Source organism: Pseudomonas sp. E1BtOHC1 (assembly GCF_058744285.1).
Window position 1 is genome coordinate 3,217,234 of sequence record NZ_CP196023.1, and the last position, 21,429, is coordinate 3,238,662.

A 21,429-nucleotide genomic window follows, 5' to 3' on the forward strand; every position below is an offset into this window, starting at 1 on the left:
GCCGCCCGGACCCATTGCCGCCCCTGGCGGTGCAGTACAGCGACTTTGCCCTGTGGCAGCGCCGCTGGCTCAGTGGCGAGGTCTTGCAACAGCAGGGCGACTACTGGCGCCAGACCCTGGCCGATGCCCCGACCTTGCTGATGCTGCCCTGCGACCGGCCACGGCCGCAGCAACAGGACTTCAGCGGGGGCAGCGTCGAGATTCTCCTCGACGGGCCGCTGAGCGCCCAGCTCAAGCGCCTCAGCCAGCGCCATGGCTGCACCCTGTACACGACCCTGCTGGCGGCCTGGGGCTTGCTGTTGGGGCGCCTCTCGGGACAGACCGATCTGGTGATCGGCATTCCCGTGGCCAACCGCATGCGCGCCGAGGTGGAAGGGCTGATCGGCCTGTTCGTCAACACCCTGGCCCTGCGCCTGGACCTGGATGCCGGGCAGAGCGTTGCCGCCTTGCTGGCCCAGGTCCGCGCCCGCAGTTTCGAGGCCCAGGCCCATCAGGACCTGCCCTTCGAACAGGTGGTGGAGATCGTCCGGCCCCAGCGCAGCCTGTCCCACAGCCCGCTGTTCCAGGTGGTGCTGACCTGGGTCGACGATTTCGCCCAGGACCTGGTGCTCGGAGAGCTGAAACTCGAAGGCGTGGCCGGGGCCAGTCAGGTGGCCAAGTTCGACCTGACCCTGAGCCTGGGAGAAAGCCAGGGGCAGATCCGTGGTTCCCTGGACTACGCCAGCGCCTTGTTCGATGCAGCGACCGTGCAGCGCTATGTCGGCTACCTGGTGCAGGTACTGCAGGCCATGGTGGTGGATGAGCAACAGCCTCTGGCCCAGGTGCAACTGCTGGAGGACGGCGAACGCCGGCAAGTTCTGGAAGCCTTCAACGCCAGTACGCAGGACTACCCCAAAGGCATGACCCTGCACCAGCGCTTCGAGGCTCGTGCCGGCCAGCAACCCGATGCCACGGCGGTGCAGGCCGGGGAGCTGCGCCTGAGCTACAGCCAGTTGAATGCCCGGGCCAATCAACTGGCCCACCATCTGCGCGGGCTGGGTGTGGGCCCGGATACCCGGGTCGCGATCTGTGTTCCGCGGGGCCTGGAGCTGGCCGTCGGTCTGCTGGCGATCGTCAAGGCCGGTGGCGCCTATGTGCCCATCGATCCGAGCCATCCGCTGGAGCGTATCGCCTACCTGCTGCAGGACAGCGCGCCCCTGGCCGTGCTGGTGCAGGAAGACACCCGCGCCCAGGTGGGCGATCCACCGGTTGCCGTGATCGATCTGCAGCAGCCGGACTGGCACCAGCAGCCCCTGGCCAATCCCCTAGTGCCCGGGCTGTGCAGCGAACATCTGGCCTATGTGATCTACACCTCCGGCTCCACCGGATTGCCCAAGGGGGTGATGGTGGAACACGGCACCCTGGAAAACCTCGTGGACTGGCACTGCCAGGCGTTCGACCTGGGACCGGGGCGCCATGCTTCCTGTGTTGCCGGCCTGAGCTTCGATGCCATGGCCTGGGAGTTCTGGCCGACCCTGTGCGGCGGCGCCACCCTGCACCTGCCGCCGGACAGCATCGGCCACCAGGACCTCGACCAGCTCCTGCAGTGGTGGCGAGCCCAGCCCCTGGACCTGAGCTTCCTGCCCACTCCCGTGGCGGAATACGCCTTCAGTCAGCCGCTCGGGCATCCGACGCTGCGCACCCTGTTGATCGGTGGCGACCGTCTGCGGCAGTTCAACCAGCCGCAGAGTTTCGCCGTGATCAACAACTACGGCCCCACCGAAGCCACGGTGGTGGCGACCTCCGGGCTGATGCACGCCGGCGGTTCCCTGGACATTGGCCGGCCCATCGCCAACGCGCGGATCTACCTGCTCGATGAGTTGCAGCGGCCGGTGCCCATCGGTGTGGCCGGTGAACTCTATGTGGGGGGCGCCGGGGTGGCCCGGGGTTACCTCAATCGCGACGAGCTGACGGCCGAACGTTTTCTCCAGGACCCCTTCAGTGACCGGCCCGGGGCACGCATGTACCGCAGCGGCGACCTGGCTCGCTGGCGGGCGGACGGACGCATCGAGTACCTGGGCCGTAACGATGATCAGGTGAAGATCCGTGGCGTGCGCATCGAGCTGGGGGAGATCGAGACCTGCCTCAACCGGCTGCCCGGGATCAAGGAAGCGGTGGTGCTGGCCCGGGAGGATCGACCGGGGCAGACCCGCCTGGTGGCCTATTTCACCGCGACCGGGGCCGTCACCGTGACCCCGGCGGCGTTGCGCAGCCAATTGCTCGGGCACTTGCCCGAGTACATGGTGCCGCTGGCCTACGTGGGCCTGGAGGCGCTGCCGTTGACCGCCAACGGCAAGCTGGATCGGCGGGCGCTGCCCCGGCCCGAGCTCGATGCACTGCTGACCCGGGACTACGTGGCCCCCCAGGGCGCCAGTGAGATCGCCCTGGCGCAGATCTGGAGCGAGCTGCTGCAAGTACAGCAGGTCGGACGTCACGATCACTTCTTCGAACTGGGAGGGCATTCGCTGCTGGCCATGCGCATGCTGTCCCAGGTGCGCCAGCGCCTGGGGGTGGAGCTGGCCCTGGCCGAGCTGTTCGCCAATGCCCAGCTCAGCGCCGTGGCCCAGGCCCTGGAACGGGCCGAGCGCAGCAGCCTGCCGGACCTGTTGCCGGCACCGCGCAATCAGCCGTTGCCCTTGTCCTTCGCCCAGCAGCGTCTGTGGTTCCTGGCGCAGATGGAGGGGGCCAATACCGCCTACAACATTCCCATTGGCCTGCGCTTGCGCGGGCAGCTGGACGGCGATGCCCTGCAACGGGCTCTGGAGCGTATCGTCGCGCGCCATGAAACCCTGCGCAGCCGATTTGCCCAGTACGGCGACGAGGCCGAGGTGCTGATCGCACCCGTGGAGGCGGGGCTGGGCCTGCTGCTGGAGAACCTGCGGGGTCATCCACAGGCCGACGAAGCCTTGCAGGCTCTGGTGCAAGGGGAGGCCTCGGCGCCCTTCGACCTGCAGCGCGGGCCGCTGATCCGCGGTCGCCTGATCAGCCTGGCGGACGATCATCACGTGTTGCTGCTGACCCTGCACCATATCGTCAGCGATGGCTGGTCCATGGGCGTGCTGACCCGGGAGCTGGTGGCGCTGTACGCCGCCTTCAGCCGCGGTCTGCCCGATCCGCTGCCGCCGCTGGCGGTGCAATACAGCGACTTCGCCCACTGGCAGCGGCGCTGGCTCAGCGGCGCGGTGCTGGAGCAACAGGCGCAGTACTGGCGCCAGGCCCTGGAGGGCGCGCCGCCCTTGCTGATGCTGCCCGGCGACCGGCCGCGGCCAGCCCAGCAGGATTACGCCGGCAGCAGCGTCGAAGTGCGCCTCGATGCTGCCTTGACGGCCGGGCTGCGGGCCTTGAGCCAGCGCCATGGCACCACCTTGTACATGACCCTGATGGCGGCCTGGGGGCTGCTGTTGGGGCGGCTGTCCGGGCAGGCCGAAGTGGTGATCGGCACCCCGGTGGCCAACCGCATGCGCGCCGAGGTCGAAGGGCTGATCGGCCTGTTCGTCAACACCCTGGCCCTGCGCCTGGACCTGGGGGCCGCGCCGCGAGTGGAGGCCTTGCTGGCCCAGGTCAAGGCCCGGACCCTGGAAGCCCAGGCCCATCAGCACCTGCCGTTCGAGCAGGTGGTGGAAGTCCTGCGTCCTGTGCGCAGCCTGTCCCACAGTCCGTTGTTCCAGACCCTGCTGACCTGGCAGAACGGCGACGGGCCGCAACTGGTGCTGGGGGACCTGCGCCTGGAAGCCATTCACGAGGCCAGCCACTTCGCCAAGTTCGACCTGTCCCTGAGCCTGGGGGAGGTGCAGGACCGGATCGAAGGCAGCCTGGAGTACGCCACGGCGCTGTTCGATGAGTCGACCATGAGGCGTTATGTCGGTTACCTGCAGCGGGTGTTGCAGGCCATGGTGGCGGACGACCAGACGCTGCTGGAGCAGGTGCCGCTGCTGGATGCCGGCGAACGCCGGCAACTGCTGCACGGCTTCAACGCCACCGCCCGGGACTACCCCCTGGAGCAGACCCTGCACGGCTTGTTCGAGGCCCAGGTACTGCGCAGCCCCGAAGCACTGGCGGTGCAGGCCGGTGAACAGCGCTTGAGCTATCGCCAGCTCAACCAGCGGGCCAACCAGTTGGCCGGGCACCTGCTGCACCTGGGCGTGGGCCCGGACAGTCGGGTGGCGATCTGTGTCGAGCGCGGCCTGGAAATGGTCGTCGGCCTGCTGGCGATCCTCAAGGCCGGCGGTGCCTATGTGCCCATCGACCCGGCATACCCCGCAGAACGCATCGCCTACATGCTCCAGGACAGCGCGCCCCAGGCGCTGCTGGTCCAGGGCGCCACCCGGGAGCTGCCGGGCAGCCCGACAGTGCCCTTGGTAGACCTGGACCAGCCACTCTGGGAGCGCCAGCCCCGGGTCAATCCCCGGGTCAACGGGCTGACCCCGGGGCACCTGGCTTATGTGATCTACACCTCAGGCTCCACCGGCCAGCCCAAGGGCGCGATGAACGAGCACCGGGCGGTGGTCAACCGCCTGCTGTGGATGCAGGAGCAGTACGGCCTCACGGCCGCCGACGCGGTGCTGCAAAAGACCCCTTTCAGCTTCGACGTTTCGGTCTGGGAATTCTTCTGGCCGCTGTTCACCGGTGCACGGCTGGTGATGGCCCGGCCCGAAGGGCACAAGGACCCGGCCTACCTGCGCCAGGTGATCCGCGATGAAGGCATCAGCACCGTGCATTTCGTGCCGTCGATGCTCGATGTGTTCCTGGCCTATGGCGATACCCGGGACTGCAGCGGCCTGCGCCAGGTGATGTGCAGCGGCGAGGCCTTGCCGGGCAGCCTGGTACGGCGCTTCAAGCAGCAGTTGCCGCAGGTCGCCCTGTACAACCTCTATGGCCCCACCGAAGCGGCGGTGGACGTCACCGCCTGGGATTGCGCCGGACCGTTGGCCGAGACCCCGGACAACACCCCGATCGGCAAGCCCATCGCCAACACCCGGATGTACCTGCTGGACGGGCAGATGCAACCGGTGCCCCTGGGGGTGGTGGGCGAGTTGTACATCGGCGGGGTGCAGGTGGCCCGGGGATACCTCAATCGAGATGAGCTGACCGCCGAGCGCTTCCTCAAGGACCCGTTCAGCGATGCCCCCGGCGCGCGCATTTACCGCACCGGCGACCTGGGCCGTTATCGGGCCGACGGTACTCTCGAGTACCTGGGGCGCAACGACGATCAGGTGAAAATCCGTGGCCTGCGCATCGAACTGGGGGAAATCCAGGCCCGCCTGACCCAGCTGGACGGGGTCAAGGAAGCGGTGGTCCTGGCCCGGGAAGACGTGCCCGGGGATCTGCGCCTGGTGGCCTACTACACCTGCGCCGCCGGGCACCCGGCCCTGGCCGTGGAGCAGTTGCGTCAGGCGCTGTTGGAGCACCTGCCGGACTACATGGTGCCGGCGCTGTTCGTGCACCTGGAGGCGCTGCCCTTGAGCCCCAACGGCAAGCTGGCGCGCAAGGACCTGCCGGTTCCGGGGCTGGAGGCGGCCAGCGTGCGCGAGTACGAGGCGCCGGTGGGCGAAGTGGAAATCCTCCTGGCCGGGCTCTGGGCCGAGTTGCTCAATGTCGAGCGGGTGGGGCGTCACGATCATTTCTTCGAACTGGGCGGCCACTCACTGCTGGCGGTGAGCCTGATCGGCCGCATGCGCCGGGCCGGGCTCTCGGCCGATGTGCGGGTGCTGTTTGGCCAGCCGACCCTGGCGGCCCTGGCCGCCGCCGTGGGCCGTGGCCGTGAAGTGCAGGTGCCGGCCAACCTGATCTACCGCGACTGCCCGCGCATCACCCCTGAGCTGCTGCCGTTGCTGACGCTGGATCAGGCGGCCATCGATCGGGTGGTGGCCACGGTTCCCGGCGGCACCGCCAACGTCCAGGACATCTACCCCCTGGCGCCGTTGCAGGCCGGCATCCTGTTTCACCATCTGGCCGCCGGCCAGGGCGACCCCTATGTGTTGCAGGCGCAGTTTGCCTTCGACACGGTGCCACGCCTGCAAACCTTTGCCCGGGCCTTGCAGGGGGTGATCGAACGCAACGACATCCTGCGCAGCGCGGTGCTCTGGGAAGGGCTGGACGAGCCGCTGCAAGTGGTCTGGCGCCAGGCGCCCCTGGAGGGTGAGGAAATCGTCCTCGACCCGGGTCAGGGCGACATCCTCGGTCAGTTGCAGGCGCGCTTTCACAGCACGCACTATCGCCTGGACATTGCCCGGGCGCCGCTGTTGCGCCTGGTCTACGCCCGGGACCCGGTCAACCAGCGGCTGGTGGCGCTGTTGCTGTTCCATCACCTGGTGATGGATCACGTGGCGCTTGAGGTGCTGCAGCATGAACTGCAGGCCTTCCTCCTCGGTCAGCAGCAGCGGCTGGGTGACGCCGTGCCCTATCGCAACTACGTGGCCCAGGCCCGACTGGGTATCGGCGAAGCGGAACATGAAGCCTTCTTCCGCGAGATGCTCGGTGATATCCAGCAACCGACCCTGCCCCTGGGCTTGCAGGAAGTGCAGGGCGCCAGCGCGCCGCTCAGCGAGGCGCGCCAACCCCTGGACCGCCTGTTGAGCCGGCGCCTGCGTTTGCAGGCGCGGCAGTTGGGGGTCAGCGCGGCGAGCCTGATGCACCTGGCCTGGGGCCGGGTCCTGGGCTGCCTGGCGAACCAGCAGCAGGTGGTATTCGGTACCGTGCTGCTGGGACGGATGCAGGGCGGCGAGGGCGCCGAACGGGCCCTGGGGGTGTTCATCAACACCTTGCCGTTGCGGGTGGATCTGGGGGACCTGCCGGTGCGCAATGCGCTGCTGGCCACCCATGAACGCCTGGCGCAACTGCTGGGCCATGAACAGGCGCCCCTGGCCCTGGTGCAGCGTTGCAGCGCAGTGGAGGCGGGTACGCCGCTGTTCAGCAGCCTGCTCAACTACCGTCACAGCGCGCCGTCGGCCGGCCTGTCCGGGCAAGCCGGCGCTGCCTGGGAGGGCGTGCAGTTGCTCAATGCCCAGGAGCGCAGCAACTACCCCCTGACCCTGAGCATCGACGACCTGGGGGATGGCTTCATGCTCACCGCCGTGGTGGCGGGCATCGATGCCCGGCGCATTTGCAACTACCTGCACGAGGCCCTGGAAAACCTGCTGCAGGCCCTGGAGCAGACGCCCGATCTGGCCATCGGCCAAGTGCCGGTGCTGCCGGCTGCCGAGCGTCAGCAGGTGCTGGTGAACTTCAACGCCACCGTCCGCGACTATCCACGCCGGCAGACCCTGGACCAGCGCTTCGAGGAACAGGTGCTGGCCCATCCCCAGCAGGTGGCGGCGGTCCATGGCGAGCAAGTGCTGAGTTATGCCCGGCTCAATACCCGGGCCAATCAGCTGGCCCATCACTTGCTGGGGCTCGGGGTCCAGCCGGGGGACAGGGTGGCGCTGCTGTTGCCACGCTCCCTGGACCTTTTGCTGGCGCAGTTGGCGGCCAGCAAGTGCGGCGCGGCCTATGTGCCGCTGGACATCAACGCCCCCGCCGAACGCCAGGTGTTCATGCTCCAGGACAGCGGCGCCAGGGTGCTGCTTGCGCACGCGGCGGTGGCCCCCGAGGTGGCGCCGCCGGGTGACCCACAGCTGGGGGCGCAGCTGCTGCGGGTGGAGCTGGATCGCCTGCGCCTGGACCGCTTGCCGGGGCACAACCCGGCCCTGGCCCAGTCCTCCGAGGCGGTGGCCTACATCATGTACACCTCCGGCTCCACGGGCGTGCCCAAGGGCGTGCTGGTGCCGCACCGGGCCATCACCCGGTTGGTGATCAACAACGGCTACGCCGATTTCAACCCCGGGGACCGGGTGGCCTTTGCCTCCAACCCGGCCTTCGACGCCAGCACCATGGACGTCTGGGGGCCCTTGCTCAACGGCGGCCGGGTCGTGGTGGTGGACCACCAGACGCTGCTGGACCCCGAGGCCTTCGCCGGGTTGCTGAAGGCCTGCGGAGTCACGCTGCTGTTTCTCACCACCAGCCTGTTCAACCAGTACGTGCAGCTGATGCCCCAGGCGTTCAGTGGCCTGCGCATGCTCCTGTGCGGCGGTGAGCGGGCCGACCCGGTGGCCTTCCGGCGGATGCAGGCCGAGGTGCCCGGCCTGCGTCTGGTGAATGGCTACGGACCGACGGAAACCACCACCTTCGCGGTGACCCATGAGCCCGAGGCCCTGGCGGCCGACGCCGACAGCGTGCCCATCGGCCGGCCGCTGTCCAACACCAGCGTCTACATCCTCGATGCCCAGGGCCAGCCGCTGCCCATCGGCGTGGTGGGAGAGATCTACATCGGCGGCCAGGGCGTGGCCAAGGGCTACTTGAATCGGCCTGAGCTGAGCGCCGAGAAGTTCCTCCCCGATCCCTTCAGCACTGAAACGTTCAGCTCTGAGCCCGAACCCCTGATGTACCGCACCGGCGACCTGGGGCGCTGGCAGGAGAACGGTCTGCTGGAATGCCTCGGGCGCAACGACCAGCAGGTGAAGATCCGTGGTTTGCGTATCGAACCGGGGGAGATCGAAGCGCGTCTGGCGAGCTTCCCCGGATTGCGCGATGGGGTGGTCCTGGTGCGCGAGGAGGCGCCCGGGGACTTGCGTCTGGTGGCCTACTACAGCGTGCAGCCACAGGTGCCGGAGCCGGCCGTCGAAGCCTTGCGCAACCACCTGCTGGAGCAACTGCCGGAGTACATGGTGCCCCAGGCCTATGTGCGTCTGGAGGCGCTGCCCCTGACCAACAACGGCAAGCTGGACCGCAATGCGCTGCCGGCACCGACGCCCGCGGCGCAGGTCACGGCGTGTTTTGAAGCGGCGCAAACGCCCCTGGAGCAGACCCTGGCGGCCCATTGGGCGCAGGTGCTGAAACTTGATCAAGTAGGGCGCCACGAGCACTTCTTCGAACACGGCGGGCATTCGCTGCTGGCGATCCAACTGATCAACCGCCTGCAACAGGCCGGGCTCGAAGTGAGCCTGGCGCAGTTGTTCCAGCACCCCAGCGTGGCCGCCATGGCGCGTTTGCTGGAGGCGCGCCCGGCGACCCCGCAACAGGACCCCGAGTGGGTCACGGTGCGCAGCGGCGGCAGCGGTCCGGCCCTGTTCCTGGTGCATGAGTTCACCGGCCTGGACGCCTACTTCCCGGCACTGGGGCAGCACCTGGAAGGGGACTTCCCCATCTACGGCCTGCCGGGTATCGCCATTGGCCAGCCGCAGTTGCGCACCCTGGAGTGTCTGGCCACACGCTTGCTGGAGGTCATGCGTCGGGTCCAGCCCGAAGGGCCGTATCGCCTGGCGGGCTGGTCCTTCGGTGGGGTGCTGGCCTATGAGATCGCCCAGCAGTTGCTGGGGCAGGATCAGCAGGTGGAGTTCCTCGGCCTGATCGACAGCTATGTGCCACGCCTGACCGACCAGGGCAAGGCGCGCTGGTCCGCAAATGATGCCCGCAAGCAGCACCTGCTGTTGCAGTGCAGCGCCTACTGGAGCGCCCAGGGCGCGGCGGGAGTGCAACCGCTGGCCGTCGTCGAACAGCTGCGCCAGGAACTGCACAGCCTGGACTTCCCCGGCCTGCTGCAACGTTGCCGGGAACAGGGCCTGCTGTTCGAGCAACTGGCAAGCGCGGCTCCCGAGACGCTGGGGCATTACCTGGACCGCGAGGTGGCCCACGGCCATGCGTTGGCCCATTACCGCCTGCACCCGATCGGCGTGCCGGTGCACCTGTTCTGCGCCGCCCAGCGGCCCACCGAGCTGTCCCGGCGCAGCCCGACCCTGGGCTGGGGCGAGGTGCTGCCGGGCAAACGCCTGCACTGCATCAGCGTGCCCGGGGATCACCTGAGCATGATGAAGGCGCCGAACATCCATGAGCTGGGCCAGGCCATGAGCCAGGCCATCGAGCAGGCCCGGGTCGCTGCCGGCACCGGGGCAACGCCCCATCAGCCGTTGCTGCGGATCCAGAGCGGGCGCTCCGGGCAGACGCCGATCTTCTGTGTGCCGGGGGCCGGCGACAGCGTCACCGGCTTTATTGGCCTGACCGAAGCCCTGGGGCCGGACTGGCCGATCTTCGGCCTGCAGGCTCGGGGCCTGGATGGCCACGGTGTGCCTCACACCCAGGTGGAGGCGGCGGCGCGCTACTACCTGCAAGCCATCGAGCAGGAGTTTGCTCATGGGCCGCTGCACCTGATCGGCCACTCCTTCGGCGGCTGGGTCGCCTTCGAGATGGCCGGGGCTTTGCAGGCCGCAGGCCGCGAAGTGGCCTCCCTGACCCTGATCGACAGCGAGGCCCCGGGAGGCAACGGCGTGGTGGGGCGGCCCTACACCAGCACGGCCGCGCTGTTGCGGCTGATCGAGTCCATGCAACTGGCCTGCGGCCAGAGCCTGGGCATCGATCCGCAGCTGTTTGCCGCCGAGGACGACGGCATGCAGATGCACCTGCTGCATGCCGGCATGGTCCGGGTCGGCCTGCTGTCCCAGCGTGCCGATCCGCGGGCGATGCAGGGGCCGGCGCGAACCTTCGCCAGCGCCCTGCGGACCCGCTACCAGCCGCAACGCCCTTACCGAGGACCGGTGCGCCTGGTGCTGGCGGACGATCCGCGCCTGGATGCCGCCGGCAACCTGCGCGAGCAGGAGGCGATGGTCCAGGGCTGGCGCCGGCAGGTGACGGAACTGGGGTTGTGGCAGGGACCGGGCAACCATTTCAGCTTGCTCAAGGCCCCCAACGTCCAGCATCTGGCGGCCTGGTGGCGCGACGGGCAGTCGCTGCCCCAGGGGGAGGCTGTGTCATGAACCCGGATGCGGCGGCGGGCCGGGTGCCCGCCGTTGGCTGACAGCGTTTCATTCATCTGGAACACCGCTCACTACGGCAGCACGGTGTTCTGTAAGGGGGCTCGCCGCTGGCCGGTGGAGCCCGCTCTCAACGCACTTGTGGTCATCTATGGAAAAGTCGAAGTTTCGCAAAATCGGTATGGGGCTGTTGCTGGTGGTTGTGGCCGGATTGATTTTCTATACGGTGCAGGCGCCGGCAGAGCCGCCGCAGTACTTGACCGCCAAGGTTGAACGGGGGGACATCGAGAACGCGGTCCTGGCCTCGGGCCTGCTGGAGGGCATCAAGCAGGTGGACGTCGGGGCCCAGGTTTCCGGGCAGTTGAAGTCGCTCAAGGTCAAGGTCGGGGACAAGGTGAAGAAGGGCCAGTGGCTGGCGGAAATCGATCCGTTGGTGCTGCAGAACACCCTGCGCCAGGCCCAGGTGGACGAGGAAAACCTGCAAGCCAAGCGCCGCGCCACCGCGGCCCAGCTCAAGGAAACCAAGGCCATCTACGAGCGCTACCGTGACTTGCAGTCGGACGCGTCGATTTCCCAGCAGGATTTCGAGACGGCCGAGTCCAACTACGAGGTGCAGCGGGCCAACCTGCTGTCCCTGGACGCGCAGATCAAGAGCGCCCATATCCAGATCGACACCGCCAAGGTCAACCTGGCCTACACCCGCATCATCGCGCCCATCGACGGCGATGTGGTGGGGGTGGTGACCCAGGAAGGCCAGACAGTGATTGCCAACCAGCTGGCGCCGGTGCTGCTGAAACTGGCGGACCTGGACACCATGACCGTCAAGGCCCAGGTCTCGGAGGCCGACGTGATCCATATCGCCCCGGGCCAGGAGGTGTATTTCACCATCCTCGGCGAAGCCGAGCGGCGTTATTACGCCAAGCTGCGGGGCACTGAACCGGCGCCGCAGAACTTTCTCGAAACCCAGACCGCCGGCACCCCCAAGCAGAACACCGCGGTGTTCTACAACGCCCTGTTCGACGTGCCCAACCCGGACCACCGGCTGCGCATTGCCATGACCGCCCAGGTGCGCATCGTGCTGGATACCGCCAAGGATGTGCTGATGGTGCCGGTGGCGGCCCTGGGCCCGCGCAACGCCGACGGCAGCTTCGCGGTGCGGGTGCTGGACGCCAAGGGCCATGCCCAGTCGCGCAACGTCAGCACCGGGATCAACAACAACGTCAAGGTGCAGATCAAGGAGGGCCTGGCGGAGGGCGACAAGGTGGTGATCGGTGATCCGGTGCCCGGCACGGCAGGGGCCTGACCATGACCCAGCCATTGTTGGAGCTCAAGGGCATCAGCCGCAGCTTCACCGCCGGGGAGCGGGAGTTCCTGGCCCTGAAACACATCGACCTGAGCATCCAGGCCGGGGAAATGCTGGCGATCACCGGGGCCTCGGGCTCCGGCAAGTCGACCCTGATGAACATCCTCGGTTGCCTGGACTACGCTACGGCCGGCAGCTACAAGGTCAACGGCCAGGAAACCCGCGACCTGGACGATCAGGCCCTGGCGGAGCTGCGCCGGGACTATTTCGGCTTCATCTTCCAGCGTTATCACTTGCTGCCGCACTTGAGTGCCATGCACAACGTCGAGATGCCGGCGATCTACGCCGGCACCCCGCAAGTCAAGCGCCATGGCCGGGCCCGGGAGCTGCTGGCGCGCCTGGGGCTGTCCGGGCACCTGGCCAACCGGCCCAACCAGTTGTCCGGCGGCCAGCAACAGCGGGTGAGTATCGCCCGGGCCCTGATGAACGGCGGCGAAGTGATCCTCGCCGACGAACCCACCGGGGCCCTGGACAGCCACAGCGGCAAGGAGGTGATGGGCATTCTCCAGGAGCTGCACGCCCTGGGGCACACGGTGATCATCGTCACCCACGACCCTCAGGTGGCGGCCAATGCCGAACGCATCATCGAAGTGCACGACGGCGAGATCGTCAGCGACCGGGTCAATTCGCACGGGGCGCAAGAGGTGCCGACGCAGGCTCCGGTGAGCACCCGGCCGGCCGGAGCGCGACGCCTGGTGGCCAGCCTCGGGCTGTTCAAGGAAGCCTTCGTCATGGCCTGGGTGGCGCTGGTCTCGCACCGCATGCGCACTTTGCTGACCATGCTCGGCATCGTCATCGGCATCACCTCGGTGGTGTCCATCGTGGCCATCGGCGAGGGCGCCAAGCGCTATGTGCTCAAGGACATCCAGGCCATCGGCAGCAACACCATCGACATCTTCCCCGGGGCCAGTTTCGGCGACAGCCGGGCGGCGGCGATCCAGACCCTGATGCCCGCCGACGTGACGGCCCTGAACCAGCTGTACTACGTCGACAGCGCCACGCCGATGGTGGGCCGCAGCCTGTTGCTGCGCTACGGCAATATCGACCTCAATGCCACGGTCAACGGCGTCAGCCACCTGTACTTCAAGGTCCGCGATCTCAAGCTTGCGGCCGGCATCGCCTTCAGCGAGAACGATGCCCGGCGCCAGGCCCAGGTGGTGGTGATCGACCACAACACGCGCAACCGTCTGTTCGGCCCGGACGTCGACCCCCTGGGGCAGGTGATCCTGGTGGGCAACTTGCCGTGTACGGTGATCGGGGTCACCGCCGAGAACAAGAACATGTTCGCCGCCAGCAACCTGCTCAACGTCTGGGTGCCTTACGAGACGGCTGCGGGACGGGTGCTGGGCCAGCGCCACCTGGACAGCATCAGCGTGAAGATCAAGGACGGCCAGCCGAGCAAGGTGGTGGAGGAGCATGTGAAGAAACTCATGGTGCAGCGTCACGGCACCAAGGACTTCTTCACCAACAACCTCGACAGCATCATGCAGACGGTGCAGCGCACCAGCCGCTCCCTGGCCTTGCTGTTGTCGCTGATCGCTGTGATTTCCCTGGTGGTCGGGGGCATCGGAGTGATGAACATCATGCTGGTGTCGGTGACCGAGCGAACCCGGGAGATCGGCATCCGCATGGCGGTGGGGGCGCGGCAGTCGGACATCCGCCAGCAGTTCCTGGTGGAGGCGGTGATGGTCTGCCTGATCGGCGGGGCCATCGGCATCGCCCTGTCGTTTGCCATCGGTTACCTGTTCACCCTGTTCATCAAGGAATGGGAAATGGTGTTTTCCATGGGCTCGATCGTCACCGCGTTCGCCTGTTCGACCTTGATCGGCATCGTCTTCGGCTTCGTTCCGGCGCGCAATGCCGCCCGGCTGGACCCGATCGAGGCCCTGGCCCGGGATTGACCGGCCCACAGACGGAACCGCCGGCACTGGGGCCGGCGGGGTCGGGGTTACGGGATCAAGGCCGGTGTCTGATCAGGCCGGCGTGCTATCGCTGGTGCCCGGCGCGTCTTCCTGGGGCGAGTACATCCAGCGCAGCAGGGAGTGGCGACCACTGATGCCGAGCTTGATGGCGGCACGCTTGAGGTAGCTCTCGACGGTATTGACCTTGAGCTTGAGCTGCTCGGCCAGTTGCGGTGCGGTGCGTCCGGCCAGCAGCCCGACACAGACTTCCAGCTCGCGGTTGGACAGGCGCAGCCCGGACTGCTCCAGGCGCTCGGCAAAGCGCAGGCGCAAGGTCGCCAGGCCCTCGATGGCGGCGCGGTCCTGCTCGGCAGAGTCGCTGCGCGGCTGCAGGGCGCTGATGTGTTTTTCCACCATGGGCAGCAACAGCGGCGAGATGTCCTCCAGCAGCAGGCGTTCCTGGGGGGAAAAGCTCTGGGCCTGGCTGCTGCGGTACACCGACAGCACGAAGTGATACGAATCCTTGCGACCGGTCAGGTGCAATTGCGCCGGGTCCGCGTTGCCCCGGTGACGCAGCAGTGGCGGGCTGCCGCAGGGTTCGTCGGGCTGCTCGGGAAAACCGGCGCGCAGCAGCGGGTCGTTGCTGGCGTGCAGGTCGCTGTACAGCGGGTGACGGCTTTGCATCAAGGTATTGCCGGTTCTGCCGCTGGCCTGTTGCGGGTCGGCCCGCAGTTGGGTGATGTGAGTGGCGTCCACAGCCAGTTGGGTGAGTATCAGGTCGTGCAGCATGCGCGGGAAACTGCGGCTGCCGGTGCTGGCGATGACCTTGCCAATGTGTGGAAACAGTACTTGTGAGTTCATCATTTCATCCATGAATGTGAAGGTGTGGAAGGACTGCCTTATAACAACGAGTTTGGGGCTCGCTTGATTTACCTCCTGTTTGCGCGGATCGACAAAGGGTCGCCTCGTATCCTAGTACAGGGTTGTGATGGCTGTTTGATGAAGTGCGCAAAAACTTGCACGGCAGGCGGGGCCGCTACAACCGTCGCCGCGCCTGGGGCGGCGCGGCGGCGGGGCAGGCGGGGGTTACAGGCGCGGTTGCTCCTGGGGCATGCCCAGCAGCTGGTGCAGGGTGTTGATCAGCGCCTGCTGGCGCAGCCGGTCTTGCTGGTGCCGGGCCTCGGCGGCGGCAACATCGGCGTGGCAGTGCGGGCAGGTGCTTTCATGGGCGTGGATGTACTCCAGGCAACTGCGGCACAGGGCCAGGCGCGGCGGGATGCGACCTTCCTCGGGGGAGGCCTGGCCCTGGTTGATCCAGGCCAGCTTGATCACCTGGCCGCTGTCGCTGACGCTGGAGACTGCCTCGCCGGTGTCGATGCGCTCGGTGATCAGGTCGAAGCGGCCCACCGAGAACGAGGCCGGGCCGGCGTCTTCGAGTTTGACGATGCGCTCGCGCAGGCCTTTTTTCTGCAGGTCCAGGGTCCGGTAATGGCAGTAGGGGTTGTTCCCCGGCTTGCCCAGCAGCGAGTGCGAGGTCCAGGTGCAGCCGCCACGGCAGACGTCGTTGTAGTAGCAGGTGCGGCAGTAGCCCCACAGATCGTCCACCGAGCGCAGGCGGCCGAAGTGCATGCCTTCGCTGTAGTGCCAGATGTCGTGCAGGCTCATGCTGCGCACGTTGCCGCCGGAGAAACCGACCGTGGCCAGGGACGGACAGCCCTTGACCGTGCCGTCGGCTTCCAGGGCCAGCACCGTCTGCCCGGCGGCGCAGCCGCTCCAGTGCACACGGTCGTCGCCGAAGCCGCGCCACATGTGTTCGTAGGGGCCGTAGTAGCCGATGTTGTTGCCCACATTCATCAGTAATCCGCGCTCGGCGCCTTCGCGGTACAGGCGCGCCAGCAGTGGCATCACCTCCAGCAATTGATAGGGCTGCAACAGCAACTCGGGGTGATCCACGGCGTTGCCCATGGCCACCGTCAGCTGGATCTGCCAGTGGCTGGCGCCGGCATCGATGATCAGCTCCATCAGGGCCGGCAGGTCGGGCAGGGTGGCGGCGCCGATCTGGGTGTTGACGCTGACCTTGAGGCCCGCCTGCTTGGCCCGGCGCAGGGTGTCCAGGGCCTTGTCGAAGGAGCCGGGCACGTTGCGCACTGCGTCGTGCAGCGGCGCCAGGCCGTCCAGGGACACGCCGACGCCATTGAGCCCGGCGTCCACCGCGGCCTGCATCTTGGCCGGGGTCAGGTTGCGTCCGCCGGTCTGGATCGCCACGTACATGCCGTGGTCGTGAATGGCCTGGATCAGCCGCGTCCAGTCCTTGCGCAAATAGGCTTCGCCGCCGATCAGGGTGACTTCCCGGGTGCCCAGGGCGGCGATGGAATCGATCACCGACAGGCATTCCTGGGTGTTCAGCTCGCCGGGGCGCCGATGCCCGGCACGGGAGCCGCAATGCAGGCACTTGAGGTCGCAGGCGAGGGTGATTTCCCAGACCACGTGCACCGGCACATAGCGCTTGAGGTCGGTTTCGCTGAGGTAGCGGACGGGGAGACTGTCTGACATGAAAGATCCTTGCGCACCCAGCGGTGCGCGGCACCAACCCATCGAAATAGGCGCGCCTTCCTTGTGTTGCAATGGCGCGATCGGTTTACCGCAACCCTGGGGCCGACCCTTGTCGGCCGGCCCCGGGTGCCTGAACTCAGCGACGTTCCAGGCGGCTGATTTCCGCCTGCAACTGCTGCACCGCCTGGCTCAGGTTGTCACTGTTGGCCAGTTGCTGCTCGCCCTGGGCCACCAGCGCCTTGAGCCGCGCCAGATCGCCGCTGCTCTGAGCCTGCTGCAGCGCCACGGCATACAGCGGCTGCGGGTACAGATGCCGCTGATCGTCCTTGGGCGCCAGCTCGGCGCTGGCCGCTTGATCCACGGGCGCCTGGCTCACGGCGGCATGCTGGACCACATGCCAATGGCCCTGGTACTGGTAGCGATAACTGGCAAAACCGCTGGCCCAGTCGAGGCCGAGAATGCCCTGCAGATGGAAAGTCTCGGCGATCTGGCTGGTGGGCCCGCTGGGGTTACCGGCCAGGTTGAGGACGATATGGCCTTCACTGGAGGGGTCCAGTTTGACCTGGGAGTAGTCGCCCCAGACATCCGCGAGGAAGTGCACCGGTGGCGAGGTGCTCTGAGTCACCCGGGCCACGCCGCTGACTTTTTTCTGCGGCGTGTTGACCAGCAGATCCAGGGTCAGCACCGGCCCTCCGATCACAGGGTTGGCGACGATGAGGCGGGTATGGAACAGTCCGATTGTCATGCTGCAACTCCTTATCTTTTGGAAGACATCAGGTTCGCTGGACGGCCGGAATCAGCGCCGCTCGTGCTTGCTGATCTCGGCCTTGGCCGCATCCAGCGCTGTGCGGATCAGCGGCAGCTGCTCCAGTTGCTGGGTGGCCACCTTGTGCAGACTCTTCATCTGCGCCAGGTCGCCGCTGGCGATGGCGCCGTGGATCGGTGCAGCGTACAGCGCCGAGATCGGCGGCAGTGGGCGGTTGGGCTGGCCATGGTGAGGGGCCGAGAGGGTGCTGGACTGCACGGGCTCCTGCAGATGGGCGGGGACCTGATTGACCGATACCCAGCTGTGTCCGTTGTAGTACTGGTAGTTGGCCACGCCTTCCTTCCAGTCCTCGCCGACCACCAGATGCAGCTTGAAGTTGATGACGGAGTTGGAACCGGGTCCGCCCTGATTGCCCTGGGCGGTGATGAGGATCTTGCTGGTGCTCGGCGGCATGACCGTCAGGTAGGTGTACTGACCCCAGACTTCGCTATGCAGGTCCAGGGGCGGATTGACCGCCTGAGTGATGGACGAAGTACCGCGCACGCTTTGCTCGGGGGTGTAGACCAACAGATTGAGGATCAGGGTTGGGGCCCCGGGTTGCGAGGTACCGATGCGATAGCTCAGGGGGAACAGGCCTTCTTGGGGGATAGAACCAGACATATGCTTTGCCTCCATTCAATGACGGGGAAACAGCGACTAGTGCTGTTCCAGGCGGGCGACTTCCTTGGCCAGCTGTTCGTAGGCGTTGTGCAGATCCTTGGGTTCGGACTCTTTCGGACCGCGCTTGGCCAACAGGGCTTTCATCTGGGGCAGCTTGCCTTCGGAGATCGCCGATTGAATTGCCACCCCGTAGGGTGGAATCACATGTTGAGATGCATTGCTCATGGCGTGTGCCTTCCGTGGGTGTGGATGGGTGCTGCGGTACTTGGCAGCTTTTGCAGTTAAGCAGCGCGGGTGGAAAGGGCGGGGTAATGGCACATTGATTTTGTGGGTTTCCGACAGGTGGATTCACGGGGGTTCGAGGGGGGGGCTGGGGGGCATTCCAAAGGGCGATATGGAGGGGGGGAGGTGATTGCGGATGGCGATAGAGGGGTGGGTTTTTTCGCGGGGCTGATCCGGTGATGCGGGGTGGCCGCTGGCGGTTTTGCCTTTAGGGTGAGGGGGACGGGGTGCATATCTGTTGCTGCGGTCACGGCCGCTGGTGGGTTCGTTTTTATGGCGTGGGGGTGGGGTACATATCCGTTGCTGCGGTTATGGCCACTTAGGGTTTCGCCCTTACGGCGACTCACTTTTTTCAAACGCCGGAGTGCCGGCCCAGCGAAAAGTAAGCAAAAACGCTTGCCCCTCCATGGGCCCCTCGCTGGGGCTCGGGGTGCCCTCTCTCCGGCATTGCTCCGGGGGCCCGCCGCCACCCGGCCATCCATGGCCGGGTGGCGGCTAGCTCGGCATCCATGCCGAGCTGCCCCCTACGCAACGCCTACGCTCGGCCGGCTGGGAAGGGGCCTGAAGATCAAGATCAAGATCAAAAGCCAAGCGCGTTTACGCGCTGTCCGTAGGAGCCGGCTTGCCGGCGAAGAGGCCCGCAAGACATGCATCGCCTGGGCGGACGCCTTCGCTGGCAAGCCAGCTCCTACAGAAACGCACGCACCCTTAGCTTCAGGCCGGCCGCAAGGCCGCTGTCGCGCTTTTGATTTTGATCTTGATCTGAACGCCCCGTTAACCACGATGGCCGAACGCAGGCATTGAGCCGTGGGTAACCCGGCAGGGATGCCGGGTTAGCCGCCACCCGGCCAGGGATGGCCGGTGGCGGCGGCCCACGGATCAATGCCGGAGTGAGGGCATGCCGAGCCTAGGCGAGGCACCGAGTGGAGGGGCAGAGCGTTTTGCTTACTTTTGCGCTTTTCAAAAGTGAGCCGCTGTAAGAGCGGAACCATAAGTGGCCGTTACCGCAGGAATGGATATGTACCCACCCCGCTGTAAGAGCGAAACCGCCAGCCGCCACCCCCGCAGCAACGGATATGCCCCCAAACCCTCGGCTCAGAACTCAAACCACCCCCAACTCCCCCAACTGCCTCCGCGTCTCCTCCCCAGCCACATGATGAATCGCCCGCCACCCCAACGCCCTGGCCGCGACGATGTTCGGCGCATGATCATCAATGAACACCAACTCCTCAGGCGCCACCCCCGGCAAATGCGCACGAATGCGCGCCAAAGCCGTGTGATAGATCTCGGCATCCGGCTTGATCTGCTGCTCCTGCCCCGACACCACAATGTCGCGAAACTTTTGCAAAAACGGATAATTCTCCCAGGCATAGGGAAAGGTTTCCTGGGACCAGTTGGTCAACCCGAACAGCGGCATCTGCGCCTGGTGCAGCTCTTCCAACAGGGCCACGCCTTCCTCCAGTGGCCCTTTGAGCATCTCCGGCCAGCGCCCGTAATAGGCCTCGATCAGCGGTGCATGCTCGGGATGCTCGGCCACCAGGCTGCGGGTCGCTTCGGCCAGGGGCCGCCCGGCGTCCTGCCGGGTGTTCCAGGCCTGGGTGCAGACGGTGTCGAGGAACCACTGGCGACGGGCGTCGTCGGGGATCAGTTGGCGGTACAGGTGGTGCGGGCTCCAGTCGAACAACACGCCACCAAAATCGAAAACCACGGCACGAATCGTCATGAACACTTCCTGTTGAGCGGTTGTGGGCCAGGGCGTCATCCTGCGACGCTGCGCAGCGCAATGCAATTTGCCGGTGGCCATTGGTCCGCTGGCCGGCACCCTTGGAACGGATCGCGATCCAACGCCTGTACCCGTCCTTTTGCGGGCTAGCACAGGAACTGACCATGGCTGCCAAGAACCCCACGGGGCCGCGCTCGTCCGAGCACGCCTCGAATCACCATGACCCGGGTTTTGACCCCGATTCGCCGGACCTGGCCGACCCCCAGGTCGATCCGGTAGGCCCGGCCAGGGCGCCCCTGGATCAGCCCGAACCCGAGCACCAGCGCAAGCGCTCGCGAGCCTACGACCCCCTGGCCAATCTGAGGAAATGACCCCGGCGCGCCGACATGCGGCCGTCGCCGGGTCGTTCTGCGGGTGTAAGGTAAAACGGCCAAGCCCCAGGCACGCTGACAAAAAGGAGGTGTCCATGAGTACGCCGCTGCTGAACAAGTTGCAGATCAACGGTTATCAGGTATTGAGCGTCAACCACGGCCCCTGGAAGGTCTGCACAGCGGGTGACCGGCTCGCCACTTTCGGCACCCGGGAAGAAGCCCTGGCCTTTGCTGCCGCCTTGCCAGTGCGTAGGGCGTCACCGGCCACCAAGCATCGATAGCGCCCGGCAGAAAAAAGCCCCGATCGGTTCGGGGCTTTTTTGTGTCCGGGCTGCTGCCAGCGCCGGGTCAGTCGACAATCACCGGCTCGTTCGGATCATCGCTCAGGCACACGGTCAATTGCTCCCCGGCCTTGTTGAACGCGCAGCGGGGCAGGGATTGCTGCTTGATGAAGCTCAGCGGCGGCAGGATGAATACCGCCGCCAGGACCAGCGCCCACACGGTTTGCAGAAACAGCACATCGGCGCTGTGGGCGGCGGGCCGTGAGACGAGGCGTCGGCGCCAGTAGAAGTACAGGCCGCTGATAACGAACAGGCACACGATGCCCATCATGTAGTCCAGCTCCCAGGCCTCGGGGCTGAACGAGCGGCTGCCATCGTCATCATCCGGGTAGTTGAGCCGCCACCAGGCCCCCAGCAGCAACGGCACCAGCCCGGCCATCAGCCAGGCCATGCGCGCGCCGGGCATCCGGGTCAGCAGGGCCAGGACCAGGCCGATCAGGCACAGCACCCAGGCAAAGAGGTACAGCTGAAAACCCATGGCGCCGCCGAACAGCGTGCCGCTGACATCCCGCGGTTGCATCACTTGCACGTCGCACAGCAGCATCACCGACAGCGGGATGGCGACGACGATCCAGCACAGGGGGCGGTACAGCCACAACCACAGGGTAAACAGGCGAGACATGGGCACACTCATCAAGGTCGAGAAAAG

At 66.6% G+C, this 21,429-nt stretch carries 12 protein-coding genes (1 of these 12 only partly in view); 5 read left to right on the forward strand and 7 right to left on the reverse strand.

All coding sequences use genetic code 11. From position 1 onward, the window contains the following. The 3 genes from ACSSVC_RS14830 to ACSSVC_RS14840 all read left to right on the forward strand — a co-directional run. Positions 1 to 10,823: the 3' portion of an amino acid adenylation domain-containing protein gene (locus ACSSVC_RS14830; protein ID WP_492612453.1), read on the forward strand. It extends 3,919 nt beyond the left edge of the window; only the last 10,823 of its 14,742 coding nucleotides appear in the window; its start codon lies off the left edge, out of view; the stop codon is at positions 10,821 to 10,823. A gap of 148 nt (positions 10,824 to 10,971) precedes the next feature. Further along, positions 10,972 to 12,123, forward strand: coding sequence for a macrolide transporter subunit MacA (macA, locus tag ACSSVC_RS14835; RefSeq protein ID WP_346631646.1), 1,152 nt, complete (start codon positions 10,972 to 10,974; stop codon positions 12,121 to 12,123). Between the two features lie 2 nt (positions 12,124 to 12,125). Next, positions 12,126 to 14,084 carry a MacB family efflux pump subunit gene (locus ACSSVC_RS14840; RefSeq protein ID WP_446440555.1) on the forward strand — a complete coding sequence of 653 codons (1,959 nt, stop codon included), beginning with the start codon at positions 12,126 to 12,128 and terminating at the stop codon, positions 14,082 to 14,084. Positions 14,085 to 14,156: 72 nt separating this feature from the next. Here the strand turns inward: ACSSVC_RS14840 and ACSSVC_RS14845 are convergent, their stop codons facing one another. The 6 genes from ACSSVC_RS14845 to ACSSVC_RS14870 all read right to left on the reverse strand — a co-directional run bounded on the left by ACSSVC_RS14845 (position 14,157) and on the right by ACSSVC_RS14870 (position 20,068). Continuing rightward, positions 14,157 to 14,945, reverse strand: a complete 789-nt coding sequence (locus ACSSVC_RS14845) for a helix-turn-helix transcriptional regulator (protein WP_346631644.1) — start codon at positions 14,943 to 14,945, stop codon at positions 14,157 to 14,159. Positions 14,946 to 15,170: 225 nt separating this feature from the next. Further along, on the reverse strand, positions 15,171 to 16,637 hold the full coding sequence (locus ACSSVC_RS14850; protein ID WP_346631643.1) for a GDL motif peptide-associated radical SAM/SPASM maturase: 1,467 nt from the start codon (positions 16,635 to 16,637) through the stop codon (positions 15,171 to 15,173). A 136-nt stretch (positions 16,638 to 16,773) separates the two neighbouring features. Continuing rightward, the gene (locus ACSSVC_RS14855) at positions 16,774 to 17,382 is read right to left on the reverse strand and encodes a DUF1842 domain-containing protein (RefSeq protein ID WP_346631642.1); all 609 of its coding nucleotides are present in this window, start codon (positions 17,380 to 17,382) and stop codon (positions 16,774 to 16,776) included. 51 nt (positions 17,383 to 17,433) lie between these two features. Beyond that, positions 17,434 to 18,063, reverse strand: a complete 630-nt coding sequence (locus ACSSVC_RS14860) for a DUF1842 domain-containing protein (protein WP_346631641.1) — start codon at positions 18,061 to 18,063, stop codon at positions 17,434 to 17,436. 36 nt (positions 18,064 to 18,099) lie between these two features. Beyond that, positions 18,100 to 18,288, reverse strand: a complete 189-nt coding sequence (locus ACSSVC_RS14865) for a DUF1843 domain-containing protein (protein ID WP_123724079.1) — start codon at positions 18,286 to 18,288, stop codon at positions 18,100 to 18,102. A 1,159-nt stretch (positions 18,289 to 19,447) separates the two neighbouring features. Next, positions 19,448 to 20,068, reverse strand: coding sequence for an HAD family hydrolase (locus ACSSVC_RS14870; RefSeq protein ID WP_346631640.1), 621 nt, complete (start codon positions 20,066 to 20,068; stop codon positions 19,448 to 19,450). A gap of 164 nt (positions 20,069 to 20,232) precedes the next feature. Here ACSSVC_RS14870 and ACSSVC_RS14875 point away from each other — a divergent pair, with 164 nt between their 5' ends. Beyond that, on the forward strand, positions 20,233 to 20,439 hold the full coding sequence (locus ACSSVC_RS14875) for a DUF6021 family protein (RefSeq protein WP_185073403.1): 207 nt from the start codon (positions 20,233 to 20,235) through the stop codon (positions 20,437 to 20,439). A gap of 95 nt (positions 20,440 to 20,534) precedes the next feature. Beyond that, positions 20,535 to 20,720, forward strand: a complete 186-nt coding sequence (locus ACSSVC_RS14880) for a DUF2188 domain-containing protein (protein WP_346631639.1) — start codon at positions 20,535 to 20,537, stop codon at positions 20,718 to 20,720. Positions 20,721 to 20,787: 67 nt separating this feature from the next. Here the strand turns inward: ACSSVC_RS14880 and ACSSVC_RS14885 are convergent, their stop codons facing one another. Next, a complete protein-coding gene (locus tag ACSSVC_RS14885; RefSeq protein WP_446440558.1) occupies positions 20,788 to 21,402 on the reverse strand; it encodes a hypothetical protein in 615 nt (204 codons plus the stop codon). Positions 21,403 to 21,429: the final 27 nt, after the last annotated feature.